The sequence below is a fragment of the uncultured Thiohalocapsa sp. genome (assembly GCF_913063425.1).
Taxonomy (GTDB): domain Bacteria; phylum Pseudomonadota; class Gammaproteobacteria; order Chromatiales; family Chromatiaceae; genus Thiohalocapsa.
Genome location: NZ_CAJXYK010000007.1, coordinates 131579 through 157332, shown reverse-complemented (window position 1 = coordinate 157332; position 25754 = coordinate 131579). Strand labels below are relative to the sequence as shown.

At 69.3% G+C, this 25754-nt stretch carries 23 protein-coding genes; 11 read left to right on the top strand and 12 right to left on the bottom strand.

Annotated elements, in window-relative coordinates; genetic code table 11:
• Positions 1-354: 354 nt before the first annotated feature.
• Positions 355-1125 (top strand): hypothetical protein, encoded by a 771-nt coding sequence (locus QZ607_RS05760; RefSeq protein WP_295880659.1) that lies wholly within the window; start codon positions 355-357, stop codon positions 1123-1125.
• A 206-nt stretch (positions 1126-1331) separates the two neighbouring features.
• Here QZ607_RS05760 and QZ607_RS05755 read toward each other — a convergent pair whose 3' ends face one another.
• Positions 1332-2222, bottom strand: coding sequence for a phosphoribulokinase (locus QZ607_RS05755; protein WP_295880657.1), 891 nt, complete (start codon positions 2220-2222; stop codon positions 1332-1334).
• Between the two features lie 230 nt (positions 2223-2452).
• On the opposite strand from QZ607_RS05755, the gene QZ607_RS05750 reads away from it, so the two are divergent.
• Entirely contained in the window at positions 2453-4630 is a 2178-nt protein-coding gene (locus tag QZ607_RS05750) for an ATP-binding protein (RefSeq protein WP_295880655.1), read from the top strand.
• A 131-nt stretch (positions 4631-4761) separates the two neighbouring features.
• Here the strand turns inward: QZ607_RS05750 and QZ607_RS05745 are convergent, their stop codons facing one another.
• The 6 genes from QZ607_RS05745 to rsxA all read right to left on the bottom strand — a co-directional run bounded on the left by QZ607_RS05745 (position 4762) and on the right by rsxA (position 11004).
• Entirely contained in the window at positions 4762-5472 is a 711-nt protein-coding gene (locus QZ607_RS05745; RefSeq protein ID WP_295880653.1) for an electron transport complex subunit E, read from the bottom strand.
• The gene (rsxG, locus tag QZ607_RS05740; protein ID WP_295880649.1) at positions 5472-6173 is read right to left on the bottom strand and encodes an electron transport complex subunit RsxG; all 702 of its coding nucleotides are present in this window, start codon (positions 6171-6173) and stop codon (positions 5472-5474) included. The genes QZ607_RS05745 and rsxG overlap by 1 nt, the downstream gene beginning before the upstream one ends.
• 142 nt (positions 6174-6315) lie before the next feature.
• Positions 6316-7389, bottom strand: a complete 1074-nt coding sequence (gene rsxD, locus QZ607_RS05735; protein ID WP_295880648.1) for an electron transport complex subunit RsxD — start codon at positions 7387-7389, stop codon at positions 6316-6318.
• Entirely contained in the window at positions 7389-9494 is a 2106-nt protein-coding gene (gene rsxC, locus QZ607_RS05730) for an electron transport complex subunit RsxC (RefSeq protein WP_295880646.1), read from the bottom strand. Before rsxC ends, rsxD begins: the two co-directional genes overlap by 1 nt.
• Positions 9495-9656: 162 nt before the next feature.
• Positions 9657-10289, bottom strand: coding sequence for an electron transport complex subunit RsxB (gene rsxB, locus QZ607_RS05725; RefSeq protein WP_295880643.1), 633 nt, complete (start codon positions 10287-10289; stop codon positions 9657-9659).
• Positions 10290-10422: 133 nt separating this feature from the next.
• Complete coding sequence (gene rsxA / locus QZ607_RS05720; RefSeq protein WP_295880640.1) at positions 10423-11004, bottom strand: electron transport complex subunit RsxA; 582 nt, start codon at positions 11002-11004, stop codon at positions 10423-10425.
• Positions 11005-11486: 482 nt separating this feature from the next.
• Here rsxA and thiM point away from each other — a divergent pair, with 482 nt between their 5' ends.
• The 5 genes from thiM to QZ607_RS05695 all read left to right on the top strand — a co-directional run bounded on the left by thiM (position 11487) and on the right by QZ607_RS05695 (position 15671).
• Positions 11487-12383 carry a hydroxyethylthiazole kinase gene (thiM, locus tag QZ607_RS05715; RefSeq protein ID WP_295880639.1) on the top strand — a complete coding sequence of 299 codons (897 nt, stop codon included), beginning with the start codon at positions 11487-11489 and terminating at the stop codon, positions 12381-12383.
• The gene (thiE, locus tag QZ607_RS05710) at positions 12380-13033 is read left to right on the top strand and encodes a thiamine phosphate synthase (RefSeq protein ID WP_295880636.1); all 654 of its coding nucleotides are present in this window, start codon (positions 12380-12382) and stop codon (positions 13031-13033) included. The genes thiM and thiE overlap by 4 nt, the downstream gene beginning before the upstream one ends.
• Positions 13030-13857, top strand: a complete 828-nt coding sequence (thiD, locus tag QZ607_RS05705; protein ID WP_295880633.1) for a bifunctional hydroxymethylpyrimidine kinase/phosphomethylpyrimidine kinase — start codon at positions 13030-13032, stop codon at positions 13855-13857. The genes thiE and thiD overlap by 4 nt, the downstream gene beginning before the upstream one ends.
• Before the next feature lie 443 nt (positions 13858-14300).
• On the top strand, positions 14301-15302 hold the full coding sequence (moaA, locus tag QZ607_RS05700; protein ID WP_295880630.1) for a GTP 3',8-cyclase MoaA: 1002 nt from the start codon (positions 14301-14303) through the stop codon (positions 15300-15302).
• A gap of 102 nt (positions 15303-15404) precedes the next feature.
• A complete protein-coding gene (locus QZ607_RS05695) occupies positions 15405-15671 on the top strand; it encodes a DUF1640 domain-containing protein (protein WP_295880628.1) in 267 nt (88 codons plus the stop codon).
• 41 nt (positions 15672-15712) lie between these two features.
• Here QZ607_RS05695 and QZ607_RS05690 read toward each other — a convergent pair whose 3' ends face one another.
• From QZ607_RS05690 to hcp, 5 genes are all read right to left on the bottom strand, one after another.
• On the bottom strand, positions 15713-16264 hold the full coding sequence (locus QZ607_RS05690; protein ID WP_295880626.1) for a Uma2 family endonuclease: 552 nt from the start codon (positions 16262-16264) through the stop codon (positions 15713-15715).
• Between the two features lie 209 nt (positions 16265-16473).
• Entirely contained in the window at positions 16474-17160 is a 687-nt protein-coding gene (locus tag QZ607_RS05685; protein WP_295880624.1) for a Crp/Fnr family transcriptional regulator, read from the bottom strand.
• Positions 17157-17810: a hypothetical protein gene (locus QZ607_RS05680; RefSeq protein WP_295880621.1), complete on the bottom strand. Its 654-nt coding sequence runs from the start codon at positions 17808-17810 to the stop codon at positions 17157-17159. The genes QZ607_RS05685 and QZ607_RS05680 overlap by 4 nt, the downstream gene beginning before the upstream one ends.
• Positions 17807-19432: a class I SAM-dependent methyltransferase gene (locus QZ607_RS05675; RefSeq protein WP_295880619.1), complete on the bottom strand. Its 1626-nt coding sequence runs from the start codon at positions 19430-19432 to the stop codon at positions 17807-17809. The genes QZ607_RS05680 and QZ607_RS05675 overlap by 4 nt, the downstream gene beginning before the upstream one ends.
• A gap of 95 nt (positions 19433-19527) precedes the next feature.
• Positions 19528-20835: a hydroxylamine reductase gene (gene hcp / locus QZ607_RS05670; RefSeq protein WP_295880616.1), complete on the bottom strand. Its 1308-nt coding sequence runs from the start codon at positions 20833-20835 to the stop codon at positions 19528-19530.
• A 336-nt stretch (positions 20836-21171) separates the two neighbouring features.
• Here hcp and QZ607_RS05665 point away from each other — a divergent pair, with 336 nt between their 5' ends.
• The 4 genes from QZ607_RS05665 (at position 21172) to QZ607_RS05650 (ending at position 25739) form a co-directional block, all read left to right on the top strand.
• Entirely contained in the window at positions 21172-21840 is a 669-nt protein-coding gene (locus QZ607_RS05665; RefSeq protein WP_295880613.1) for a c-type cytochrome, read from the top strand.
• 11 nt (positions 21841-21851) lie between these two features.
• On the top strand, positions 21852-23249 hold the full coding sequence (locus tag QZ607_RS05660; RefSeq protein WP_295880610.1) for an NAD(P)/FAD-dependent oxidoreductase: 1398 nt from the start codon (positions 21852-21854) through the stop codon (positions 23247-23249).
• Complete coding sequence (locus tag QZ607_RS05655) at positions 23249-24202, top strand: HPP family protein (protein ID WP_295880607.1); 954 nt, start codon at positions 23249-23251, stop codon at positions 24200-24202. Before QZ607_RS05660 ends, QZ607_RS05655 begins: the two co-directional genes overlap by 1 nt.
• A 94-nt stretch (positions 24203-24296) precedes the next feature.
• Complete coding sequence (locus QZ607_RS05650; protein WP_295880605.1) at positions 24297-25739, top strand: 2Fe-2S iron-sulfur cluster-binding protein; 1443 nt, start codon at positions 24297-24299, stop codon at positions 25737-25739.
• Positions 25740-25754: the final 15 nt, after the last annotated feature.

The following is a 25754-nucleotide window of genomic DNA, read 5'->3' as shown; positions in this document are numbered from 1 at the left end:
GGAGTCCACGCATCGGAGAGCGCGACGGTGGTGCCTGGCCCATTGGTCGCCCTGACACAATAACTGGTCGGCTGGCGCGTGTATCACCGGGTCGATACAGAGCCAAGCTCTATTCTTAGGGATGGACTGGTCAGTGCTCGTCAGAGAGCGGCTGTATACCCAAACTGACGGTGAAATGGACGGAACCGCACATTGCCTCGCATGCGCATGGTTTCGCGTGCCGTCATTCGCAGGCGCTGCGTAGGTCGAGAGGCCGGCGCGCCTGGTGTCACCGGGTGACCGCCACTGGCCGCACGCCGATCAGACCACGGGTCAAGCAGTACTCCCATTCCAAATCGGCAGAGAATGCATGCAATGAAAACCTCGACAAACCTCCTGCTGTCGTTGTTGGCTGCGGTCATCTTCGCGGCCGGCGGCGTGTTGGCGAGCCCCGACGATGACCACGGCGGCGGCGGCTCGGACGACGACGACCACGGCGGAGGTCGCGGCTCCCGTGAGGCCCTGAGTACGGACTTCATCCCGATCCCGCCGACCAAGGGCAAGGGCGATGGCCAGTATTTCGACCTGCGCGGCGGCAGCATCGACACGGTGCTGAACGCCAATGTGCGGATCGCACTGGAAAAGCTCGACGCAGACGGCAACACCGTCGCCGTACTGAACACGCACCTCGGCATCAACGTCGACAACTACAGCGATGCACTGGTGACGCTCTTCATCGGCACCGACGAAGACGGCGACGGCACCTGCCTGACGGAGGGCCCGACCTCCATTTGCGTGCTCGACACCGGCGGCAGCGATGACCTGGAAGTGAACCCGGACGGAATACTCCACGCCGCCTGGGCCATCGCACTGCGCGAAGAGGACGACCGACTCCTCGGCAGCGGCAGGTGCTGGTCGGACTTCGAGGAGGTCACCGTCATTCCCCAGCTTGACGAGTACGGCAACATGACCAGCGTGGTCTTCGAGATCGAGGGCGGCGAGCCCGCAATGCCTGAGATCGGCGAGGATGACGGCACAATGGTCGGCTTCAGCGCACCCTGGCTGCCGCTCTTGGAAGATATGGCGTGCACGGGCGACACGGTCTGCGAGGTCGTGCCGATCATGATGGGCATCTGGGACGATTGAGCCGACCCCAGAGGCGGCTGCCGGGTGCATCCGGCGGCCGTCCGTTCGTGGCCTTGCAAACGCGCCGGCGCCGCGGCACGAGCGTCATGCCCGATGCGCCGGCGCAGCCGCGTGAAGGGCACCTCAGGCCGGACGGGCGGGTCTGCCCGTCCCTGAGATGAAGTGGGGATCGCCGTGGGCCGGCCGGCCCACGGGGAGGACAGGGATCAGACCTGGCGCGCGTCCATCATGCGCTCGATAATGGGCTGGAGGATGATCTCCATGGCGAAGCCCATCTTGCCGCCCGGCACCACCATGGTGTTGCGCCGCGACATGAAGGAGTCCGGGATCATCGCAAGGAGGTAGGGGAAGTCCACCTCCAGCTGATCCGGATCCTTGAAGCGGATGATGACGAAGCTCTCGTCCGGCGTGGGGATGTCCCGGGCGATGAAGGGGTTGGAGGTGTCCACCGTCGGCACGCGCTGGAAGTTGATGTCCGTCAGCGAGAACTGCGGCGTGATGTGGCGGATGTAGTCCGGCATCCGGCGCATGATGGTGTCGACGATGGCCTCGGCGGAGTAGCCGCGCTCGGCGTTGTCGCGGTGGATCTTCTGAATCCACTCCAGGTTGACAATGGGCACCACGCCGACGCCGAGGTCCACGTGGCGGGCCACGTCCACGTCCTCCGTCACCGCCAGGCCGTGCAGGCCTTCGTAGAACAGCAGGTCAGTGCCCTCCGGCACGTCTTCCCAGGGCGTGAACTGCCCCGGGTCCAGTTGGGTGCCGAGCCGGGCGTTGTGCTCGTCAGCCTCCGCCTGGCTGTGGATGTAGTAGCGCTTCTTGCCGCCGCCGGACTCGCCGTAGGTGGAGAACAGCTCAGCCAGCAGGTCGAAGCGGTTGGCCTCCGGTCCGAAGTGGCTCAGGTTGCGATGCTCCTCGGCAGCGCGGGCCATTTCCGCCTTCATTTCCTTGCGGTCGTAGCGGTGGAAGCTGTCGCCCTCGATGACGGCGGCGTTGATGCCGTCGCGGTAGAAGATGTGCTCGAAGGCGCGCTTGACCGTGGTCGTGCCGGCACCGGAGGAGCCGGTGACGGCGACGACAGGATGCTTTTTGGACATGATGAACTCCCCGTCTTATTGACTGCAGCGCCGGTCCCGGCGGTGGGCCGGCGTGCGGGCGATTGCCCGGGCTGGGCCAGAAGGACTGGGCCAGGGCGGTTGGGCCGGTTGCCGGCGGCGGCCGGCCGCTGTCGAAGCGCCGGAAAAATGCAGAACCTCTAATATATCACGCCAGTTAAGCGCACAGGACGACGCTGGGAAACAGCGCCGTTCGCCCACCGGAGCCCCACATGTCGCCCATCAGCCGGATCCCGCCCGAGCTGCGCGCAAACCCGGAATTCCAGTCGGCCGTCGTGCGGCTCGGGATCTGGGCCTTCGCGCTGATCTACATCGGCACCGCCGCGCTGCTCGGCATCTTCTCGGTGGACTACCCGGCGTTCCTGTCCCTGTTCGCCGTCTATCTGGTGTTCAACCTGGGCATCCTGGTGAGCGTGCTGCTGCGGGCGGAGTGGGAGACGCGCCGTTTCACCTCCGCCTTCTTCGATATCATCGCCGTCAGCCTGGCCATCTTCCTGACCGGCGACCCCGGCAGTCCGTTCTACCTGATCTACATCTGGATCTTCATTTCGGCGGCGACCCGCTACGGGCGCAGGCACCTGGCGGTGGCGGCGAGCGCCGCCGTGGTCTCCTACAACATCACCCTGATCGTGCTCGGCGCCTGGGCGCAGGACCCGATGGACGCGGCCTTCCACGTGCTGGTGCTGGTGCTGCTGCCGCTGTACCAGGACTCGCTGCTGGTGAAGCTGCGCGAGGCCCGCCGGGCCGCGGAGCAGGCCAATCAGGCCAAGAGCGACTTCCTGGCCAACATGACCCACGAGCTGCGCACACCGCTCACCGGCGTGCTGGGCATGGCGACGCTCATGCGCACGACAGTGCTGGACACCCAGCAACGCGAGTACCTGGACGCCATCACCAGCTCTGCGAACATGCTCCAGGCCCTCATCGGCGACATCCTGGACCTGTCCAAGATCGACGCCAAGAAGCTTCAGCTCGAGCGCAACCAGTTCGACCTGCGCGAGCCGGTGCGCGAGGTCTGCGAGGTGATGCACACCCACGCCCTGGCCAAGGGGCTCGACCTGGTCTGCGACGTCGCCCCGGCGCTGCCGCCGCGGGTCGTCGGCGATGCGCTGCGGGTGCGCCAGATCCTGTTCAATCTCATCGGCAATGCCGTCAAGTTCACCGAGCAGGGCCAGGTGCTGGTGCGCGCAGGCATTGCCGAGGCGGCGCCGGACGACCCGCGCACCGGTGTGCTGCTGGAGGTGCAGGACACGGGCATCGGCATCGCGCCGGACAAGCTGGAGCGTATTTTCGAGAGCTTCAGCCAGGCGGACGACTCCACCACCAGGCGCTACGGCGGCACCGGGCTCGGCACCACCATCGCCCGCGACCTGAGCCGGCTCATGGGGGGGCGCATCGAGGTCCGCAGCGAGCTGGACCGCGGCACCGCCTTCCGGGTCTGGCTGCCGCTGCTGGGCCAGGACTGTCCGCGGCCCCCTGCGCCGCCGCAGCCCCAGTTCCAGGGCGTGCGCGTCCTCATCTACGAGCGCAACACAGCCCAGCGCGCCATCGTCAGCGATACCTGCAGCGCGCTCGGCATGCACTGCTTCGCCGAGCAGGACATCGGCCGCCTGGGCACCCTGGTGCAGCGGGCGGGCGGCATCGATCTGCTCATCGTCGGCGACAGCCCGGAGTCGCTGGACCTGCCCGGGCTGCTCGCCACCTTCCGGCGCCTGCTGCACCTGGAGGTGCCCTACCTGCTCTTCATCTACGGCCAGCGCCGCGGTGAGCTGCACGGCCACTGTCGGCACTGCCTCACCAAGCCCTTCCTGCGCGAGGACCTGGTGAGCGCCCTGGACGCGGTGCTGGCGGCCGAAGGCGCCGCTGCGGACGACGACGCCGCCGGCGCAGCGCCTTGGACCGAGCCGACCGAGCCGACCGACGCAACACAGACGCCGCCGGCCGCGCCGGCAACGCCTGCACAGGCCGTCCCATCAGCCGCGGGGAGCCCGGCAACGCCGGACCCGGATGCGCCGAAGGTCCTGGTGGCGGAAGACAACGACATCGCCGCAACGGTCATCCGCACCCTGCTCACGCAGCAGGGTGTCGCCGTGACCCTGGTGACCGATGGCGAGCAGGCCCTGGAGGCCGTGCGGCGGGTGGACTACGACCTCGCCTTCATCGACCTGCGCATGCCGAAGATCGACGGCCTGGACTTCACCCGGCGCGTGCGCGCCCTGGAAGGGGACGGACGGCGGCTACCGGTGATTGCGCTTACAGCCAATGCCGCAGAGGACGTGAAGGACCGCTGTCTGGAGGCGGGCATGGACGCCTTTCTGACCAAGCCCGTGGACCCGGAGGCGCTGGCCAACGCCGTCGCGAGGTTTGCACCGGCACCCCGCGGCACCTGATCGCGACGCGGCCGTGGCCCGGCAGAGCCCACGCTGGACCGCACGCCTGCGGGAGACGCGCTGCGCTGATCCACCCGGTGTCGGCCAGGTCCAGGCTGTTCCTGAGACCTCGGCCAGAGGATGCGCGAGGATCAGCCTGCCACCGGCTGCGCGCCGGCACCGGGCTCGCGCTCGCCGCGGCCGGCCAGCGCCTGCTTGAGCCGCGCGGCGCGCTTGTCGATGACGTTCTTGAGCGCGATGAGGAAGCCGAGCCCGATGAAGGCCCCCGGCGGCAGGATGGCCAGCAGCGCACCCTGGAAGCCGTCGCCCAGCTCAAGCCCGAAGTCACGGGCGCCTTCGCCCAGCAGCAGATGCGCCTGGTAGAAGAGCGTGCCCTGCCCCAGGAGCTCGCGGATGCCGCCCAGCACCATCAGCACCAGCGAGAAGCCGATGCCCATGGCCAGCCCGTCGACGACGGCCTTGTCCAGCCGCGCCTTGGAGGCATAGGCCTCGGCGCGGCCGATGATGGCGCAGTTGGTGACGATGAGCGGGATGAAGAGCCCGAGCACCAGATAGAGCTCGTAGAAGGCCGCCTGCATGGTGAGCTCCACCGCGGTCACAAAAGAGGCGATCACCAGCACGAACACGGGCAGCCGCACCTCCGGGCGCACCAGGTTGCGGATCAGCGAGATGGTGGCGTTGGAAAGCACCAGCACCGTGGTGGTGGCAAGGCCCATGCCGAGCCCATTGGTGGCGGTGGTGGTGGTGGCCAGCAGCGGGCAGAGCCCGAGCATGGCCACCAGGGCCTGGTTGTTGCTCCAGAGCCCGTCCCCGATCAGCGCGCCATAGCCCTTGTCTGCCATCAGCCCGCCCCCTCAAGAGCCGGGGCGCCGCCCGAGCGCGCCTGCGCCGGCGCGGACTCGCCCGCCGGCGGCTCAGGCGCCGCCTGCGCAGGTGCGTAGAGGGTATCGCCCGCACGCTCCACGAACAGCAGGGTGTTCTTCACCGCCTGCACGATGGAGCGCGGCGTGATGGTGGCGCCGGTGAACTGATCGAACTCGCCGCCGTCGCGCTTCACCTGCCAGTCCTCCAGCGGCGGGTTGCCCAGGGACTTGCCGTTGAACTGCTCGATGATCCAATCGTCCTTCTTCTCGTCGATCTTGTCGCCGAGGCCGGGGGTTTCGTGGTGCTCCAGCACCCGCACGCCGCCCAGGGTGCCGTCGCGCAGCACGGACACCAGCAGGCGGATGGGTCCGGCGTAGCCGTCCGGCACCACCGGCTGGAGAATCACGGCCACCGGCTCGTCGGTGTCGCGGACCCGGTAGACCTCCGTCTGCTCGGAGCCGAGCAGGTCCGGGGCACTCACCTGGATGCTGTCCGCGAGCGGATCATTGGCGATGCGCTCCGCGGGCACGATGGCCTTGAGCTTGGCGAGCATGGCCTGGCGCTGGTTCTCGGCGATGCGCTCGGCGGTGAGCTCGTGGGTGGTGGCCACCAGGCCGACACCACCGACGGCGAAGCTGCCGAGGATGGCCGCGGCGATGAGGATGGGTGCTTTGTTCATGGCGTGGGAGCGTTGCCTGGGTTCAGTGGTGTGCCGGGTTGGGCCTGGAACTCTCGAAAGCCGGGTGTCGGGTGACGCTGTTGCTGTCCCGACCTGCGCAGCTTTCAGAGCGCGGCCCGAGCACGCATGCTGTTTCTGCGTATCAGCCCGCCTTCGCGCTGCGCTTCTGCCCGAAGACGCGCGGCTGGGTGTAGTGATCGATCATCGGGGCGGCGATGTTCAGCAGCAACACCGAGAAGGCCACCGCGTCCGGATAGCCGCCCCAGGTGCGGATGACGAAGACCATGGCGCCGATGGCGAAGCCGTAGATGAGCTGCCCGCGCTTGGTGGTTGCCGCGCTCACCGGATCCGTGGCGATGAAGAAGGCCCCCAGGATGGCCGCGCCGGAGAACAGATGGAAGGCCGGGAACGGGTGCGTCTGCGGGTCCAGCAGCCAGAAGGCGCCGGCGGTGATGAGCAGGCCGCCGAGGAAGGCCACCGGAATGTGCCAGGTGATCACCTTCCGCCACAGCATGTAGAGCCCGCCCAGCAGGAACCAGTTGGCCACCCACTCCCAGCCGCGGCCGCCGAAGTCGCCCCAGAGCGGGCTCGACGCGCGGATCTCGTCGATGGTCATGCCCTGGTCGAGCTTGGTGCGCATCTCGTCCAGCGGTGTGGCGGCGCTGACGGCATCCCAGGTGTGCTCCGCCGGCAGCACGCCGGTGAAGATGAGCCGCACCGAGTCCAGGAAGGACAGCGTGGTCAGGTCCTGCGCCTGCAACAGCTCCGGCACCGCCGGCGGCAGCCAGGTGGTGGTGGCCACCGGGTAGGAGATGAGCAGGAACACATAGCCGGCCATGGCCGGGTTGAAGGGGTTGTAGCCGATGCCGCCGTAGAGCTGCTTGACGATGACAATCGCAAACAGAATCCCGAGCAGGGTCAGCCACCAGGGCAGCGTCGGCGGGATGGTCAGCGCGAACAGCAGCGCCGTCACCACGGCGCTGTAGTCGCGGATGGCGGGCAATACAGGGCGACCGCGGAGCTTCAGCACCGCCGCCTCGGCGGCGACGGCGAAGACCACGGCGAGCGCCATTTGAATGAGCACGCCCCAGCCGAAGAACCACACCAGCGCCAGCGTGCCCGGCACCAGCGCCAGGCACACCTGAAGCATCACCCAATCGACGCTGTTGACCCGCGCCGCGTGGGGCGAGGAGACGAAGCCCGTGCGCGCCTGCATCAGCCGCGTCCGGCCGTTGCGCGCGGCCGCTCCTCGTCTGTGCCTGCGCCTGAGGGCTGCTGGGCTGTCTGCTGGTCGGTCTGACCGGACGCCTGCGCGGCGGCCTGATCAGGCGGCTGATCCGTGCCCCGGACAAAGGGCTGCTCGGGCCGGCCGGGGCTGGTGTCGGCGCCGGCGGCAGCCGCCTCGTCCACGGCGCGGCGGGCGTCGTCGGGCACCGGCTTGGGCACAGCGCCCTGGGCGCCCTGCTGTTCCGCTGCCCTTGAGGCGATCTGCGCGTCTTCTGGGGCACCGGGGGGCTTGCCGTCGGGCGCCGCGACCTTGCCCTTGGCCGCTGCTGGCCCGGCTGCGGCTGGCTCGGCGGCTCCGGGGGGTGGCTCAGCCCTGCCGGGGGCTGGCTCAGCCCTGCCGGGGGCTGGCTCAGCCCTGCCGGGGGCTGGCTCAGTCCTGCCGGGGGCTGGCTCAGCCCTGCCGGGGGCTGGCTTGCCAGCAGCCGTCGCCGACTCGCCCTGCGCCGCCTGCTTCTTGGCGGCAGCCCGCTCCCGGGCGGCCTTGATGGCGGCCTGCTTGTCGTCGTCCTTGCCGCCCTTGGGTGCCACGGCCGCTTTCTTCTTGCGCAGCTTGGCCTTTTTCTCGCGCTCCAGGCGCTCGAGCCGCGCCTCCTTGGCGGCGTGGCGCTCGCGGGCGTGCTCGGCGGCACGCTTCTCGCGCTCGCGCGCCCAGCTCTCCGTCTTGGCGTAGCGGTAGTACTGCACCAGCGGAATGTGGGACGGGCAGACGACGGCGCAGCAGCCGCACTCGATGCAGTCGAACAGGTTGTAGTCCTGCACCTTGTCCAGGTCCTTGGCCCGCGCATGCCAGTAGAGCTGCTGCGGCAGCAGGTTGGCGGGGCAGACCTCGGCGCAGCGCCCGCAGCGGATGCAGGGCTGCGGCGCACCCGGGTCCGGGCTCTCGGCGGGGGTCAGGGCCAGGATGCAGTTGGCGGCCTTGGTGATGGGCACGGCGTCCGTGTCGATGCGAAAGCCCATCATGGGGCCGCCGACCACGAGCTTCTCCAGATCGCCGGTGCAGCCGCCGCTCGCGGCCACCAGGTCGGCCGCCGGCATACCGATGCGTACCCGATAGTTGCGCGGCTCGGAGACCGCGCGGCCGGTGACGGTGACATAACGCTCGATGAGGGGACGACCGCGCAGCACGGCATCCGCCACCGCACAGGCGGTGCCGACGTTCTGGCAGACAATGCCGATCTGCGCCGGAATGCCGTGGCTCGGGACTTCCTTGCCGGTGAGGATCTTGATCAGCTGCTTCTCGCCGCCGCTCGGGTACAGGGTCGGAATCTCGACGACCCTGATCTGCTGGGCGCGGCCCGCCTGCCTGCCCGCCTGTCCGCCCCCCTGGCCGCTCAGTTGCTGGGCTGCCTCGCGCATGGCGGCGATGGCCTCGGGCTTGTTGTCCTCGATGCCCACCAGGCAGCGCTCGGCGCCGAGGATGTGCAGCATCACGCGGATGCCGTCGACGATGTCCGCCGCGCGCTCGCGCATCAGCAGGTCGTCGCAGGTGATGTAGGGCTCGCACTCGGCGCCGTTGATGACCAGGGTGTGGATGGGCTGATCCGGCCCCGGGTTGAGCTTGACGCTGGACGGGAATGACGCCCCGCCCATGCCGACGATGCCGCTCTGGCGGATACGCTCGCGCAGGTCCGCGGGGTCCAGCTGCTCGAAGTCCGGCAGGGGTGGCGGCAGCTCCGCCCAGGCGTCCTCGCCGTCGGTGTCGATGACAACACAGGGGGCGCTCAGGCCTGAGGGATGCGGGATCTGCCGCGGCTCGATGGCGGCCACCGTTCCGGAGCTGGGCGCATGCACCGGCGCGCTCACATAGCCCTGCGGCCTGGCCAGCGGCTGGCCTCTCAGGACCCGGTCACCGACGCTCACCAGGGGCTGGGACGGCGCACCGATGTGCTGCTGAAGGGGCACCACGAGCTGTGCCGGCAGCGGTGCGGCGACGCTGGGTCCGGCGTTGGACAGGTGCTTCTCGTCCGGCAGGTGCACGCCGCCGTGGAAGTGCCACAAACGCTCGCGATGGGGATGGAGAACGGAAAACAGCATGGCTCGGGCTCAGTTCACGGCGCGGATTCGTGTGTACCTGACCACTGGCGTCAGGGGCGGTTGGGGCGCTCGGGGCCGGACGCGTCGGCTGGGCGCCAAACCGGCCGCAAACATCGGGCGCACAGGCAGGCTCGGCGGCGCAATGCCCGGCGGGCCAGCGACTCAAGCCGCCTCGCGATGCTCCACCTCGGCTGCGTCGGCAGCGGCGTCTTCGCCGGCCCCCGGGGCAGCGTCGGCACCGGAGCCGGGCCGGCCCGAGGCGATGCGCGGCGCCATCGGATAGGGCCACTTCCAGTTGGCGATGGTCTGGGGAATGGCCTGCATGTGGATGCAGTCCACCGGGCAGGGCTCGACGCAGAGCTCGCAGCCGGTGCACTCGGCGGCCAGAATCCCGTGCAGCTGCTTGGCGGCGCCGACGATGGCGTCCACCGGGCAGACCTGCAGGCACTTGGTGCAGCCGATGCATTCCTGCTCATCGATGACGGCGACGGCTTTCGGCTTCTCCACCACTTCGCCCACCTCCACAGGCTCGCGGCCGAGCAGATCGGCGATGGCGAGCATGGTGCCTTCACCGCCGGGGGCGCACTGGTTGATCTCGGCCTCGCCGGCGGCCACGGCCTCGGCATAGGGCCGGCAGCCCGGGTAGCCGCACTGACCGCACTGGCTCTGCGGCAGGAGCGCGTCCACCTGGTCGGCGATGGGATCACCCTCGATGTGGAAACGGATCGCCGAGTAGCCCAGCAGCAGCCCGAAGACCGCGGCGAGCAGCGCAATGGCGGCGATGGCAGTCAGCATGAGCGAATCTCCTGTTGTGGCGACCGGGCCGGCCGCACGAGCACCCCGGCGGGCGGCTGGGGGCGACGGCCGCGTGCAGATAGTCTTGCCCCTTCGGCAACGAGTGCCGGCGGGGCGTTCCGGGCGGTGGCGCTCACACCGACACCAGCCCGGCGAAGCCCATGAACGCGAGCGACATGAGCCCGGCGGTGACCATGGCGATGGAGCTGCCCTGGAAGGGCTCCGGCACGTCCGCCACGGCGATGCGCTCGCGCATGGCCGCAAACAGCACCAGAACCAACGAGAAGCCCACGGCGGCGCCGAAGCCGTACAGCGCCGACTCCAGGAAGCCCCGCTGCTCCTGAAGGTTCAGCAGCGCCACGCCGAGCACGGCGCAGTTGGTGGTGATGAGCGGCAGGAAGATGCCAAGCACCTGATACAGCACCGGGCTGGTCTTGTGCATCACGGTCTCGGTGAACTGCACCACCACGGCGATCACCAGGATGAAGGCGATGGTGCGCAGGTACTCGATGCCCAGCGGCACCAGCAGAAACTCGTTCACCAGCCAGGAGGTCACCGCCGACAGGGTCAGCACGAAGGTGGTGGCGAACCCCATGCCGATGGCCGTCTCCAGCTTCTTCGACACGCCCATGAACGGGCAAAGCCCGAGGAATTTCACGAGCACGAAGTTGTTCACCAGAACGGTGCCGACAAGAATCAGCGCATACTCGGTCATGGATTACACTGGTGCCTTATGCTGGCTGGTGCCGGCTGGTGCGCAAGGGCGAGAGCCCGCTGCGCACCCTCCGGAATTACCCCAAAAAATCGTGGTTATTACCGAATCGCGGCATCATAAACCCGATGCTGCAGTGCAGCAACCGCGCCCTGGCGCTGGTTCGCGATCACGCTCGCCCGGGCGCGCATCCGCCGTGATTGCGTTAAATCGGTGCCTTACAGCCACAGGTGCGTCACGCTGCGGGACACAGGGGGCGGGTGACGGTCCCCGCCCGGGCGCCGCGGCATACTGTAGCAGCAGCCCAGGGAGGCGGCGTTGACCGCCATCAGCCGGATGGCTTAATCGCAGTATTTTACTCGGACAAAGCGACGCGTGCAGCGCCGCCCACCGGCTTGCCCGCGGCCCGGCCCGGCGCCACCTGCGGCGCCAGGCAAGGTTTACCGGGCGGACCCAGGGCGTCCGCCGCGACGCGCACAGCACCCATGCCAGCAGACATCATCACCACCACTCAGCCGCTGCCGCCCCCGGGCGAGGCGCTGCGCCGCCTGCGCGCACGCCCCCCGCTGGTGCAGAACATCACCAACTACGTGGCGATGAACACCGCCGCCAACATCCTGCTGGCGGTGGGCGCCTCGCCCGCCATGGTGCACGCCCGGGAGGAGGCGGGGGAGTTCGCGGCGCTCGCCGATGCCCTCACCGTCAACATCGGCACCCTCTCCCCCGACTGGCTGGCGGGCATGCTGGCGGCAGCCGCCGCCGCGGTGACGCATGGCAAGCCCTGGGTGCTGGATCCCGTCGCCGTCGGCGCCACCGCCCTGCGCCGGGACGCGGCGGCGCGGCTGCTGGCGCTGCAACCGACCCTGGTGCGCGGCAACGCGTCTGAGATCCTCGGCCTCGGCAGCGCCGCCGCCGGTGGCACCGGCGGTCGCGGCGTGGACGCCACCGATCCGGTGGCCGCCGCGGAGCAGGCCGCGGTGGACCTGGCCCGGCGCTGCCACTGCGTGGTCGCCGTCACCGGCGAGATCGACTTCGTCACCGACGGCGCACGGGCAGCCCGGGTCGCCAACGGCCATGCGCTGATGCCGCAGGTCACCGCCCTCGGCTGCGCCCTCACCGGCGTCTGCGGGGCCTTCCTCGCCTGCTGGGACGATCCCTTCGAGGCGACGGTGGCCGCCCTCGCCTGTTACGGCCTCGCCGGCGAGCACGCGGCGCGCGGCGCCGACGGGCCCGGCAGCTTCCTGCTCTGCTTTGTGGACGCCCTCGCCGGGCTCAGCGCCGACGCCCTGGACAAGGACGCCCGCATCGCGCCGGCCGCACTGCCGATGTCGCCCGCCGCCGACGACGCCGGCGCACCGGACCCGGAGGACCACGCGGCATGACCCGCCGGCTGGATCTCGCTGTTTATCTGGTGACGGACCCAGGGCTCTGTGCCGCACAGGGCCTGCTGGAGACCGTGCGTGCGGCGGTGGCGGGCGGCGTCAGTGTCGTACAGCTGCGCGACAAGGACGCACCCGACGCAGCCCTCATGGAGCAGGGACGCGCGCTCAAGGCAGCGCTCGCCGGCACCGGGGTGCCGCTCATCGTCAACGACCGCATTGCCGTGGCGGCCGCCATCGGCGCGGACGGCGCGCACATCGGCCAAGCGGACGACAACGTTCTGGCGGCCCGCGCGCTGCTGGGGCCGGACGCCATCCTCGGCCTGTCCATCCAGACGGCCGAGCACGCACGGGCCTGCGCCGGACTGCCCATCGACTACGTCGGCATCGGCCCCGTCTTCGCCACCGCCACCAAGGCCGATCACGCCGCGCCGCTCGGCTGCGCCGGCCTCGCCGCCGTGCGCACGGCCACCCGGCTGCCCGCCGTCGCCATCGGCGGGCTCACCGCCGATCACGCCGCCTGCGTACTGGATGCCGGCTGCGACGGGCTCGCCGTGGTCTCCGCGGTCTGCGGCACGCAAGACCCGCAGGCCGCCGCCGCCGGGCTGCGCCGGGCGGTGGACCAGCACCGAAGGCGCCCGGAGCCGACATGACCCACCATCCTGTGCCCAATGTCCTCAGCATTGCGGGCTCCGACCCCAGCGGCGGCGCCGGCATCCAGGCGGATCTGAAGGCCATCAGCGCCCAGGGCTGCTACGCGATGGCGGCAATCACCGCTCTCACCGCTCAGAACACCCGGGGCGTCAGCGGCGTGCACCTGATGGACCCGGGCTTCGTCGCGGCGCAGATCGACGCGGTGTTCGAGGACATCCGCGTGGACGCGGTCAAGATCGGCATGCTCGGCAGCGCCGACATCGCCGCCGCCGTGGCCGACGCCCTCAGCCGCCACCGCCCGGCGCACATCGTGCTGGACCCGGTGATGGTGGCCAAGGGCGGCGACCGGCTGCTGACGGAGGCCGCCGTGGTCATGCTGCGGGAGCGCCTGCTGCCGCTCGCCACAGTGCTGACACCGAACCTGCCGGAGGCCGCCGTGCTGCTCAACGCGCCGGAGCCCACCACCCGCGAGGCCATGCAGCAGATGGCCGCCGCGCTGCGGGCGCTGGGCCCCGCGGACGGCAGCGGCTCGGTGCTGTTGAAGGGCGGCCACCTGCCGGGCCCCGCGAGCCCGGATCTGCTTTCGTCGCCCGCCGGCGAGCACTGGCTGGAAGCCGAGCGCATCGCCAGCCACAACACCCACGGCACCGGCTGCACCCTGTCCTCCGCACTCGCCGCCCGCCTCGCCGTCAACGGCGATGTGCGCCTCGCCACCGAGCAGGCCAAGCGCTACGTCGCCGCCGCCATCGCCGCGGCGGATCGGCTCGATGTCGGTCGCGGGCACGGGCCGACACATCACTTCCACGCGCTCTGGGCCAAGTAAGGCGTGAGCGTAGACGACCTGAATCCCGCACTTCCTTATCCGGCGCCTGTGCTCCGGCGCTGCCTGCCCGGGCCGAGCTGGTGCAGCACTGTGGAAAACCCGGCGCCGGGCAATCACCTGCCACTGGGGGACTGAGCTTCGCCGACCCCCAGGGTGCCGACCGAAGTCGGCGTACCCGGGCCGGCCGCTGACTTGCACACTGTTGGGCCAGGACACGGCGGACGGGCACGGCGCACCGAGCCGCCTGCGCATCCCGGACGCTCATGGCAGCCGGCAATTCCCCAGAAAATGGAGGCATTGCCGCAACCGATGCCAGCCGACGCGAGGTTGGCGGAAACGGTTACCATTCACACCTGCGTCACATTGGCCAGCAGGCAGATGGCCCAGCTCCGGCCCCCGCCCCGGCCCCCGGACAGCAACCAGGCACGCAGTCACCCAAGCCCATGTCGGAACAACAATCCCAGCTCATCGACCGCTTCGGCAGACACATCACCTATGTGCGCCTCTCCGTCACCGACCGCTGCGACCTGCGCTGCGTCTACTGCATGGCCGAGGACATGACCTTCCTGCCGCGGGCGCAAGTGCTCACGCTGGAGGAGATCGCCCGGCTCGGGCGCTGCTTCAGCGAGCTCGGCGTCACCAAGCTCCGCGTCACCGGCGGCGAGCCCCTGGTGCGGCGCAATGTCATCTGGCTGTTCGAGCAACTGGGCGCCCTGCCCGGCATCCGGGACCTGACGCTCACCACCAACGGCACCCAGCTGCCCAGGTACGCCCAGGCACTCAGGGACGCCGGTGTCACCCGCATCAACATCAGCCTGGACTCGCTCAAGCCCGAGCGCTTCCGCGCCATTACCCGCAAGGGCGAGCTGCAAAAGACCCTGGACGGCATCGACGCGGCGCTGGCGGCGGGCTTCGAGCGGGTCAAGCTGAACAGCGTCGTGCTCAAGCACCGCAACCACGACGAAGTCGGCGATCTGGTGCAGTTCGCGCTCGACCGCGGCATGGACCTGAGCTTCATCGAGGAGATGCCGCTCGGCGTCATCGGCGACCACGACCGCGCCGAGGCCTTCTATTCCAGCGACGAGATCCGGCGGGACCTCGCCGAGCGCTTCGAGCTGATCCCCACCACGGAGACCACCGGCGGCCCGTCGCGCTACTGGCGCGTCGCCGGCACCGACAACCGCATCGGCTTCATCTCCCCGCACAGCCACAACTTCTGCGGCGACTGCAACCGCGTGCGCGTGACGGCAGAGGGCCGGCTGCTGCTCTGCCTGGGACAGGAGTTCTCCACCGACCTGCGCCGGGCACTGCGCGCCAACCCCACCGACGACGAGCGGGTCAAGCAGTCCATCCGCCAAGCCATGTCCATCAAGCCCCGCGGCCACGACTTCGACCTCACTGAGCAGCCGATCATCTTTCGGCATATGAACGCCACGGGCGGGTGAAGCCACCGCCCGATCCGGACTCAAGGGATGCTCCGGGGCTTGGCATCGCCGGGCAGCGACCCGTGCTTAACGAGCCAGACGCCGGAACCCAGCCTCCAAGCCATGAGCGCAATCACCTTCGACACCCACAAGTTCATCCGCAAGCTGGAGGAGGCCGGATTCGACCCAAGGCAGGCCGAAGCCGTCGCCGACGCCTTCAGAGAAGCGCAAGGAGAGGCCGAGCTCGCGACCAAGCGCGACATCGAACGGCTCGAGGCCAAGCTCGACACCCGTTTCGAGCGCCAAGACGGTGAGCTGCGCCTCAACCGTTGGATGCTTGGGCTGATGCTCGCCGGTGTGGTTTCCCTCATCCTCAAAGCGTTCTTCTGATCTTGCTGCGGCGGCCCCTGGACCTGCGCTGACGACCGCACCTACTCGCCCCCGAGCATGTCGGCCAGGTCCAGCTCCACCGCCTCGAACGGCGGCACGTGTGCCCGCTCGGCGTCCTTCAGCGTCGCAATGACACGCCATTCACCGCCCTCCAGCGCATGGGCGACGAGCGCCTTGTCCTCGGGCCAGATGAGCCAGTAGAAGGGCACGCGGTGCCGGCGCAGCAAGAGCGGCATGGCCAGCGTGTCCTTCTTCACATGGCCGGGGGAGACGATCTCGCAGACCCAGTCCGGCGGCAGGTCCATGATGCCGTCCGGGAGCCGCGGCAGGCGCTCGCGACGCCAGCCGGCGAGGTCGTGGCGCGGGCACTCGTGCGGCTCGTAGGCGACACTGACCTCGGTCAGAATCCACCAGCCGCCGCCCGGTCCCGATCCACTATCGAAAGGCCCAAGCACACGGGCCGCGCGACTTTGGGCTTGTCCGTGACGAGCCCGCGTCATCGGCCGCCGCACGATCTCGCCGCCGATCAGCTCGACGTCTTCCTCCGGGTACGACAGCAGGTCGTCCAGGGTCTTCAGCTTCAGGGCTTCCATCGGTCACCTCCGCGCTCGGGCTGCCTCGATGCCGGGCATCATCGCGCAAGCCGGCCCGCGGCTCCAACCCGGGGCCGACCACCGTTGCTGCGGTTGCGTTCGGCTCCGCCCGACAAGAGACGCCAACGCCCCCGGCAAGGGGCCGAGCATCGCATGCCGGACGTTCCGGGCGCCGCGCGCAGCCCGCACAGCCGAGCGTGGCTGTTCCCTCAGCCGCCCTCGCCCGCCCGCCGCAGCGCATCCAGGTTTAGGATCTCGATCAGGTCTCCGCTGACCTGAACAATCCCCTGGTCCATGAGCCTGCGCGTCACCCGCGACCAGGTCTCGGGCTTGATGGACAGCCGTGAGGCGAGCACGGCCTTGGACACCCGCAGCCGAATGGATGCCTGCCGACCGACGCCCTGACCTTCCACCTCACCGAGCAGCCAGCGCGCCACCCGCCCCTGCGCCGAGGCCAGGGCCAGGCTGTCGATCTCGGCGATCATCGCGTGCAGGCGCCGGCTCAGATCCCCCAGCAGCGCGAAGCAGGTCTCCGGGGACTCCCGCAGCATGGCCTTGAAGTCCGCGCCATCGATGGCGAGCAGCCGCGTCGGCTCCAGGGCCGCGGCGCAGACCGGATAGCGCTCCGTGCCCATGAACAACAGCGCCTCGGCGAAGGTCTGCCCCGGCCCGATCAGCTCGATGACCTTCTCCCCGCCGTCGGCCCCGAGCCGGAACAACCGCATCCGCCCGTCGCGCACGAAGTAAAACCGCGCCGCCGGGTCGTCCTGGTGGAACAGCAACTGCCCCGCGGCCAGGCGCACTGACGCCGCGCGCTGGTGTACCCGCGCCAGCTGCGCGTCGTCGAGGGCAGCAAACAGGGGTGCCTGCCGAAGCTCGTCGGGCTGCGCCGTCAATAGAACGGATTCCGTCGATTGAAGGCGTCCACCAGCCGTTGTGGATACGTTGCTGCGTGGAGCGACTCTGGGATACCGGGGGGCGCGAGATCCAGTGAGTCAGGATCACCCGGGTCGAACAGCAATATCCCGATTTCCTCATAAAGCTCCGGCGCATCCGTCGGGAGCCGGCGCTGCGCGATGCCGGACATCAGCACCGCAGCCTCGCCGAGTACGGTCCCAAACTTCTTCGATGACAGTGCAGACTCGGCTTTGCCAAGGAAGAATAGATGCCCGCAAATAGCGTAGGGACAGCGACGATGCAGCTCAAGCGCCTCCATCACCATGTCCCGATAGCGGTTCTTCAGATTCTTTCGCGGATCGAACACCAGGCCCTTAACACCAGATGTCAATAACAGCCCATGGCGCTCATCTGATAGGTAAACGTCGACGCCCTTAGTGCCGTAGCCGCCCATAAACGACTTGTCGCGATTGCCGCTGGGTGCCCGCGCCTGCTCCAAACCCAGGTCATTCAGCGTGGCCGCGAGGATACGAGAGATCTCGTGGCTCAGGGCCTCAGTGTAGTTTTTCTTCACACCGCCAGGGGCATCTGGGACAGGCTTCTCCTGCGCCCGAATCAGCTCAGCCAGAGATGCAGTAAAGTCCGTCATGGCCTATTGCGCCGTGACCGCGTCAGGCGGCGCTCGACAAGCGCCGAACGCGCTTGCGACAGGCAGTCAATGTCTTCCGCTGACAAACCCAATTGATCCTTCAGGATCAGGCTGTCAGCCACTTCCACTACGGCATTGAAATCTCCACCCCGCAGCGCCGCGTCCGCCAGCTCGAATACCATACGAAGCTGCTGCTCGCCGCAGGTCGGCAGGACGAGCCTGACGCGCTGCATTTCCGTGGGCTCCAGCTTGAGGATGCCACCGCCGTAGCTGCGGCCCACCAGCTCCATGCTGAGCAGCGACAGGCTGCTCGCGAGCCCGAGCACGACACGCGCCGCGAGCATCGGATTGGCGAGCCGAAGACCATGCAGGCTGTTTGGATAGAGTGCGTTCGCGCAGTTGACGCTGGCATGAGGCTCGCTGCCGATCATGTAGGGCAGCAGCACGTCCGCCCGGACCAGTCCCGGGACCCGCCACCAAGGGTTACGCGTGCGGCACTTGTAGCGCGCTGGGATACCCGCACGCTTGCCGGCGCGCTGAAAGGCTTCGAGCGCAACGCTGTCGGCAGCGAAGAGATCGTCGTCGCGCGGCAGAATGAGGTGGTGTGGCACAGCACGCGCCTCGGCACACGCAAGATCCCCCTGCGTGAACGTCAAGCCCACAAGTGACCGGCTGTTGCGCGCAACCGGCAGCAGCCACTCCTCCGGCAGCCCGCGCTGGGCACCATCTGCCGCGGTACAGTGAAAGAAGTCATTGGCGCCGGACACATAGCCGTTGGCCACCTCGCCCAAGGAGCACAGCTCCACCACATCAGCGTGGTCAATAAGCCGAAGGTACAGGTCACGGGCCGCAGGAGCGACAAAAGCAAGCCCCAGACGGCCACCACGGGCGGTATCCAGACTGAACCCATCCTGCCCGGCCGCCGACACGGCGAATCCAGCAAGATCCTCGATGCGGTCCAAGGGCACCAGCTCGGCGGACGCCGTTGCGCCGCCCCGGTCTTCCGCGAGCAGCAGAAAAGTCTCCTGCTGCGCACCGTCGAACCAATTGCGACGAAACGTCAGCAGGCGAACGCGCGCGAAGCCGGCGCAGAGCGCGCGCAGCGTCTCGGTACCGTAAGCCGTCTGGGCCAATTCGGCCGGCACCACCATGCCCATGGCCCCGCCGGTGCTCAGGAACTGCATCGCGTGCAGCAGGAAGGGCGCCCAAGAGGCCGACAACCGGCTGAGCCGCGCACCGACGCGCAGCGCCGATGCCAGGGCCCGGGCGCGACTCTCCCCGCAAAACTGCTGATAGCGGATGAAGGGGGGGTTGCCGACAATGAGGTCAACGGGAGCGGTCTGCTCCGGCGACAGGAGGAAGAAGTCGCGGTGGTGCCACGCCGCCCCGGGCGCGTCCGGCGGCAGGCTGGCCCCGGCGGTGCGCAGCGCCTCCGCGTCCAGATCGCAGCCGACAAGCCGCCGCGCCCCGTGCCGTGCGGCGGCTACAAGAAAGCGCCCGTCACCGCAGGACGGGTCCATGACCGACGCGCCACCGAAGCCCAGGCCCCAGCGCACCAGGAACTCCACGACGGGCGCGGCGGTGTAGTAGGCGCCGAGGGCCTTGCGGCGGCTCGGCGCCATCGGCGGGCCCTGAGATGCGGCGACAGGTGCACGGGACATCCCGAGAGTATGCCAGGGACGGCAGCCGCAGCGGAACCGGCCCTGATGCGCTCGGCTCAGGCGCCCACCGCCACCCGCAGATCCGCCTGCGCATCCTGCCCGGTGAGCCGCAGGTCGTAGCGCTGCTGCAGGATCTTGAAGACGTTCGGCGAGACGAAGGCCGGTGGGTTCGGGCCGAGGGTGATGCCCTTGACGCCCAGGTGCAGCAGGGTCAGCAGCACCGCGACGGCCTTTTGCTCGAACCAGCTGATGACCAGCGTGAGCGGCAGGTCGTTGACGCCGCAGTCGAAGGCGTCGGCGAGGGCCTGAGCGACGGCGATGGCGCCATAGGCGTCGTTGCACTGGCCCATGTCCATGAGGCGCGGCAGGCCGAGATGCTCTCCGTATTCATAGTCGCGGATGCGGTATTTGCCGCAGCCGAGGGTCAGGATGAAAGAGTCTTCCGGCGTCGCCTGCGCATAGTCGGTGAAGTAGTTGCGGCCCTTCTCGGCGCCGTCGCAGCCGCCGATGACGAAGAAGCGGCTGATCTGCCCGGCCTTGACCGCGTCGACGATGGTCTGGGCCTGGTCCAGCAGCACGCTGCGATGGAAGCCGATGGTGGACTCGCCGACGATGTGCTCCGCGCAGGGCTCGGCGGCCAGCGCGGCGGCGATGACGGGCTGGAAGTCGCCGGACTCGAGCCTTGTGCCGCCCGGCACGGCGACGGCGTTGGTGGTGAAGAGCCGGCCCCCATAGCTTCCGAACGGGCCGCTGTCCGGCGGAATGAGCACGCAGTTAGTCGTCCCCACCACCGGCCCGGGAAAGGCGGCGAATTCCTTCTTCTGCTCCTGCCAGGCGCCGCCGTAGTGGCCGGCGAGGTTAGGATGCTCGCGGAAGCGCTCATACATGTGCGCCGGCAGCATCTCGCCGTGGGTGTAGACCTTGATCTCAGTCCCTTCCACCTGTTGAAGCAGCTGCCACAGGTCCATCAGGTCATGGCCGGTGATCAGGATGCCGGGGCCGGCCTGAGTGCCTTCCTTGACCTTGGTGGGTGCCGGCTTGCCGAAGGTCTCAACATGGCCCTGATCCAGCATCTGCATGACGCGCAGGTTCATCTCGCCGCACTTCAGGCAATAGCCGAGCAGGGTGTCGAGGTCGAAGTTGACGTTGGTCATGGTGGCGAACAGGGCCTCTTCGATGAAGGCGGAGACTTCATCGTCGGTCTGGCCGAGGCGGCGTGCATGGTGTGCATAGGCGGCCATGCCCTTGAGGCCATAGAGCAGGGTCTCCTGCAATGACTGGATGTCTTCGTCTTTGCCGCAGGTGCCGGGGGCGTTGACGCAGGCGGATTGGCGGAAGGTTTGCTCGCATTGGTTGCAGAACATGGCAGGGGACTCGCGGTTGGGGGTTAGCGGGCGCCGCGCCGCTTTGGCGCGCGTTGGTCTGGGTTTCAGTCTTCGGCGCTCAGCTGCCAGGGCGCCCGACGCAGACCCGGGCACTGAGGCTGACGCGAGTCTCGGTGCGAGCAGGGCAGGTGGCCTTGACTCGAATCAAGCGGCGATGTGCGGTGTTGACCCCGGTCAGTCGGGGTGCGAAAGCCGCCGCCGGCGGCGCAGTCTTGAGGGTCATCAAGGCCAGCCGGCGGCGGCTGCATTTTGATGCGACACCTTGAGCCACGCGCGGCGGCTGCTTCAGCAACGCCGCACACCGAAGGAGACCCCATGCCCGCAATCCTCCGACGGCGCCCGCCGCAAGCCGCCGAGCCCAGAACGCACCCCGATGCAGCCGGCCCCGCCGCGAGCCCAACCGGTAGTCTGATGCTGCTGACCCTGCTGGCGCTCGCCGTCATCCTGTCCATCCCCGCAGCCCGCGCCGGCGACGTGCGCTCGGCGGACATGCTGGCGCACACCTGCGCCGGCTGTCACGGCACCGACGGCGCCAGCGCCGGTGCCGCCATGCCCAGCATCGCCGGCTTCGACAAGGGCTACCTCGTCACCGTGCTGACGGACTACAAGACGGGGCTCAGACCCTCCACCATCATGGGCCGCATCATGCGCGGCTATACGGACCAGGAGATCGCCGCCATCGCTGGCTGGTTTGCCGCCCGCCCCTGGGTCTCCACCGACCGGCCGGTGGACGGGCAGATCGCGCACCAGGGCGAGCAGATCCACGAGCGCGCCTGCGCCACCTGTCATGCCGACGGCGGCCGCGACCAGGACCAGGCATCCCCCCGCCTGGCCGGCCAATGGGCGCCCTACACCCGCTATGCGCTGGAGACCTGCCGAGCGCAGGGCATGCGCTGTCAGCCGCGCAAGATGGCGGAGCGGGTCCTGGAGCTGAGCGACGCCGAGCTCGCCGCCCTCGCCCACTACTACGAAAGCCAGAAATGAGGGCCCCGGTCATGCGCATCCCCACGCGACATACCCCAGTCGGCAGCGGCGCAGAGCAGCCGAGCAAGCGCCTCGATCAACCTGAGCCGCCCCTGCCGGTCGCTGCCCAGCGCCGCCGCTTCCTCGGCGCCGGCGCGTCGGCCCTCGCGGCCGCGGCCCTGGGCGCCGGCGGCTGGCTGGTCCCGAGCGGCAGCGCCCGCGCCCAGGCCGCAGCACCCGGCCCCAAGGCCCGCGTGGTGGTGGTGGGCGGCGGCTACGGCGGTGCCATCGCCGCCAAGTATCTGAAGCTCGCGGACCCGGACATCCGCGTGACCCTCATCGAGCGCAATCCACGCTATGTCTCCTGCCCCCTCAGCAACGAGGTCATCTCCGGCGAGCGGGACATCGAGAGCCTCACCTTCGACTACCGCGGCCTCACCCGCCGCGGCATCGCCGTGATGCAGGACGAGATCGTCGCCATCGACCCGGATGCGCACTATGTCCGCGGTGCCGGCGGCGCCCGCTACAACTATGACAAGCTGATCCTGTCCCCCGGCGTGTCCTTCGACTACGATCCCATCGACGGCATGAGCGAGGCCGTGGCCGAGACCACCATCCCCCATGCCTGGAAGGCCGGCCCGCAGACGCTGCTGCTGCGCCGCCAGCTGGAGGCCATGCCGGACGGCGGCGTGGTGGCCATCGTCGCGCCACCCAACCCCTTCCGCTGCCCACCCGGCCCCTACGAGCGGGCGGCGCAGATGGCGCTCTACTTCCAGCACCACAAGCCGAAGTCCAAGGTCCTGATCCTTGACGCCAAGGACGCCTTCTCCAAGCAGCGATTGTTCCAGGCCGGCTGGCAGGAGCACTATGGCGACATGATCGAATGGGTGCCGGCGGCGGGCGGCGGCACCATCGAGGCCATCGACCCGAAGACCCGCACGCTCACCGGTTTGGTGGAGGACTTCCAGGCGGACGTGGTGAACCTGATCCCGCACCAGCGCGCCGCGCGCCTTGCCGTCGACGCCGGCCTCACCGACAGCTCCGGCTGGTGCCCGGTGAACCAGCAGACCTTCGAGTCCGCGCAGGCGCCGGATATTCACATCATCGGCGATGCCGCCATCGCCGGCGCCATGCCCAAGTCCGGCTATGCGGCCAACGCCCAGGGCAAGGTCTGCGCCGCCGCCGTGGCCGCCGCTGTGAACGGCGAGCCGCCGCCGGCGCCGTCCTATGTGAACACCTGCTACAGCATCCTGGCGCCGGACCACGGCATCTCCGTGGCCGGTGTCTACCGGCTTCAGGACGGCCGCATCACGCCGGTGCCGGACGCAGGCGGGCTGTCAGCGCTGGACGCGGATCCCCGCACCAGGGCCGCGGAGGTGGAGTTCGCCATCGGCTGGTTCCGCAACATCACCGCCGACATGTTCACCTGATGAGATTCCGCTGGCTCGGCATCGAGCAACACCCATCGAGCCACCTGGAGCGCTGGCTGTCCATGGCCGGCGGCGCGCTCGGCATCGCGCTGGTGGTCGCGCTGGCCATGTGGCTGGCGCCGGCCGGCGCCGAGCCGCTGGTGATGGCCTCCATGGGCGCCTCGGCGGTGCTGGTGTTCGCGGTGCCCCACGGCGCGCTGTCGCAGCCCTGGCCCGTGCTGGGGGGCCATCTCCTCTCCGCCGCGGTCGGTGTGAGCATGGCGCAATGGATCGCCGCGCCCATGCTGGCCGGGCCGCTCGCGGTGGGGCTCGCCATCCTCGCCATGCACTATGCGCGCTGCATCCATCCGCCGGGCGGTGCCACGGCGCTGGCGGCGGTGCTCGGCGGTGCCGCCGTCAGGGACCTCGGCTACGGCTTCCTGCTGGTGCCTGTGCTCGCCAACCTGCTGGCGCTCCTGGCGGTCGGCGTCCTGTTCAACTACCCCTTCCCCTGGCGGCGTTATCCGGCAGCATTGGTCGCACCAGAGCCCACCGCAGCGTCCGAGCCGCCGGCGCTGGATCGGGACGACCTGGCCTACGCGCTGCGCCAAATCGGCTCCTTCATCGATGTCTCCGACGAAGACCTGCTGCGCATCTATGCCCTGGCAACCCGCCATGCCGACGAGCAGAGGCTGCGGGAAGCGGATATCCAGCCGGGGCATTGCTACAGCAACGGGCGCTTCGGCCCCGAGTGGTCCGTGCGCTGCGTCGTGGACGCCCCGGAAGCGCCGGACAACGACCTGGTCATCTACCGGACCGTCGCCGGCGCCGGGTCGTCGCGCAGCCGGCGCGAGACGGGCACCATCAGCCGCGCCGAGCTGGCGCGCTGGGCGCGCTACGAAGTGGTGCGGGAGGAGACCACCTGGCGGCCGGTGGGGCGCGCCCCGGACGGCGGCGCCGGGTCAGCCGCCTGAGCGGGATTGGAGCGCTTGTGCCCGGGCCGCCGCGGCCCACCTTGTTGGGTAGACTGGAGCACCAGACCTTGCCGGTACTGCCCGCATCCCCATCATGACTCAACGCGTTTCCCTGTCCCGCGCCGCCCGCCTCGCCGGCGTCACCCGTGCCGAGCTGCAGCGGCGCATCCGCAAGGGCGAGCTCACCACCTTCGAGGGCGAGCTCGACATCGCCGACCTGCTGCGGGTCTATCCCAGCGTCACGCTCGAGAAAACGGGCAAGCTGGAGCAGGTGGAGAGAATCAAGGCCGATGCGCTGCCGCGCAGCCATGATGCGGACACCGCGCTGCCGAGCCCGGAGGTGCTGGTGGCGCGCATCCGCTCCCTGGGCGAGGCCCTGGCACAGAAGGCCGCCCAGGCCGATGCCCAGGCCGCGCTGCTGGACGAGCTGCGCGAGCGCCTTGCCGGCGGCGCCGGGGCCGATGCGCTGCGCGCCTGGCTCGACGCCCGCCGCGGCGAGATCGACACCCTGCCGCCGGAAGACGCACGCGCCGGGCTGCTCGCGAAAGACACCTTCCTACGCCTCATGTCCGCCAGCATCAAGATCATCCCGAGCGGCCACGAGTTCTTCGTGGACGGCACCGAATCCATCCTGGAGGCCGCCGTGCGCGCCGGCGTGCGCTTAGGCTACGGCTGCGCCAGCGGCAACTGCGGTGAGTGCAAGGCGCGGGTCGTCTCCGGCGAGGTGACGCGCATCGCGGAACACGACTATGTGCTCTCCGAGCGCGAAAAGCAGATGGGCTACATGCTCACCTGTTCCAACACGGCGGTGACGGACCTGGTGCTGGAGGCCTCCGAGGCGCGCACCACCGCGGACCTGCCGCAGCAGGACATCCGCGCCCAGATCCGCAAGCTGGAGCCGGAGGGCGAGGACCTGCTGCTGCTGCACGTGCAGACGCCGCGCACCCAGACGCTCAGGTTCATGGCCGGCCAGCGCGCCCGGCTCACCCTGGAAGACGGCGCCGTGCGGGAGCTGCCCATCGCCTCCTGCCCCTGCGACGGCCGCCATCTGCAGTTCTCCGTGCGTCGCGGCGACGACGCCTTCGGCGCCCACCTGTTCGAGCACCGAGCGACCCGGGAGATGATCCGGGTACAGGGTCCGGCCGGGGATTTCGTGCTGCGCGAGGAGGCCACGGAGCCCGCGGTGTTCGTGGCCATCGGCGACGGCATCGCGCCCATCAAGAGCCTCATCGAGCATGCCATCTCCATCGACCACATCGAGGCCTTCCACCTGTACTGGACGGTGGACCGTCCGGACGGTCATTACCACCAGCGCTGGTGCCGGGCGCTGAAGGAGACACTCGACAACTTCGCCTTCACCCCGCTGGTGGGCGCCGGGACAAGTGACCTGCTCGCCATGCTGCAATCGGACCTGCCGGCGCCTGACGGTCTGCGCTACTACATCGCGGGCCCCACAACGGCGGTGGAGGACATCGGCGGCGCGCTCGCCGCCGCCGGCATTCCGGCTGAGCGGATCAGCATGGAGGGGTTGGGCTGAGGCGCAGTGGGGTGA

Coding starts and splice junctions, on each gene's coding strand:
- hcp (WP_295880616.1), bottom strand. CDS start 20,835: ATGTTCTGCAACCAATGCGAGCAAACCTTCCGCCAATCCGCCTGCGTC.
- rsxD (WP_295880648.1), bottom strand. CDS start 7,389: ATGCAGGCGCGCACGGGCTTCGTCTCCTCGCCCCACGCGGCGCGGGTC.
- QZ607_RS05675 (WP_295880619.1), bottom strand. CDS start 19,432: ATGGCGCCGAGCCGCCGCAAGGCCCTCGGCGCCTACTACACCGCCGCG.
- rsxB (WP_295880643.1), bottom strand. CDS start 10,289: ATGCTGACTGCCATCGCCGCCATTGCGCTGCTCGCCGCGGTCTTCGGG.
- thiM (WP_295880639.1), top strand. CDS start 11,487: ATGCCAGCAGACATCATCACCACCACTCAGCCGCTGCCGCCCCCGGGC.
- QZ607_RS05655 (WP_295880607.1), top strand. CDS start 23,249: ATGAGATTCCGCTGGCTCGGCATCGAGCAACACCCATCGAGCCACCTG.
- QZ607_RS05750 (WP_295880655.1), top strand. CDS start 2,453: ATGTCGCCCATCAGCCGGATCCCGCCCGAGCTGCGCGCAAACCCGGAA.
- QZ607_RS05690 (WP_295880626.1), bottom strand. CDS start 16,264: ATGGAAGCCCTGAAGCTGAAGACCCTGGACGACCTGCTGTCGTACCCG.
- QZ607_RS05695 (WP_295880628.1), top strand. CDS start 15,405: ATGAGCGCAATCACCTTCGACACCCACAAGTTCATCCGCAAGCTGGAG.
- QZ607_RS05755 (WP_295880657.1), bottom strand. CDS start 2,222: ATGTCCAAAAAGCATCCTGTCGTCGCCGTCACCGGCTCCTCCGGTGCC.
- QZ607_RS05680 (WP_295880621.1), bottom strand. CDS start 17,810: ATGACGGACTTTACTGCATCTCTGGCTGAGCTGATTCGGGCGCAGGAG.
- QZ607_RS05650 (WP_295880605.1), top strand. CDS start 24,297: ATGACTCAACGCGTTTCCCTGTCCCGCGCCGCCCGCCTCGCCGGCGTC.
- rsxC (WP_295880646.1), bottom strand. CDS start 9,494: ATGCTGTTTTCCGTTCTCCATCCCCATCGCGAGCGTTTGTGGCACTTC.
- QZ607_RS05760 (WP_295880659.1), top strand. CDS start 355: ATGAAAACCTCGACAAACCTCCTGCTGTCGTTGTTGGCTGCGGTCATC.
- moaA (WP_295880630.1), top strand. CDS start 14,301: ATGTCGGAACAACAATCCCAGCTCATCGACCGCTTCGGCAGACACATC.
- rsxA (WP_295880640.1), bottom strand. CDS start 11,004: ATGACCGAGTATGCGCTGATTCTTGTCGGCACCGTTCTGGTGAACAAC.
- QZ607_RS05660 (WP_295880610.1), top strand. CDS start 21,852: ATGCGCATCCCCACGCGACATACCCCAGTCGGCAGCGGCGCAGAGCAG.
- QZ607_RS05665 (WP_295880613.1), top strand. CDS start 21,172: ATGCCCGCAATCCTCCGACGGCGCCCGCCGCAAGCCGCCGAGCCCAGA.
- thiD (WP_295880633.1), top strand. CDS start 13,030: ATGACCCACCATCCTGTGCCCAATGTCCTCAGCATTGCGGGCTCCGAC.
- QZ607_RS05745 (WP_295880653.1), bottom strand. CDS start 5,472: ATGGCAGACAAGGGCTATGGCGCGCTGATCGGGGACGGGCTCTGGAGC.
- rsxG (WP_295880649.1), bottom strand. CDS start 6,173: ATGAACAAAGCACCCATCCTCATCGCCGCGGCCATCCTCGGCAGCTTC.
- thiE (WP_295880636.1), top strand. CDS start 12,380: ATGACCCGCCGGCTGGATCTCGCTGTTTATCTGGTGACGGACCCAGGG.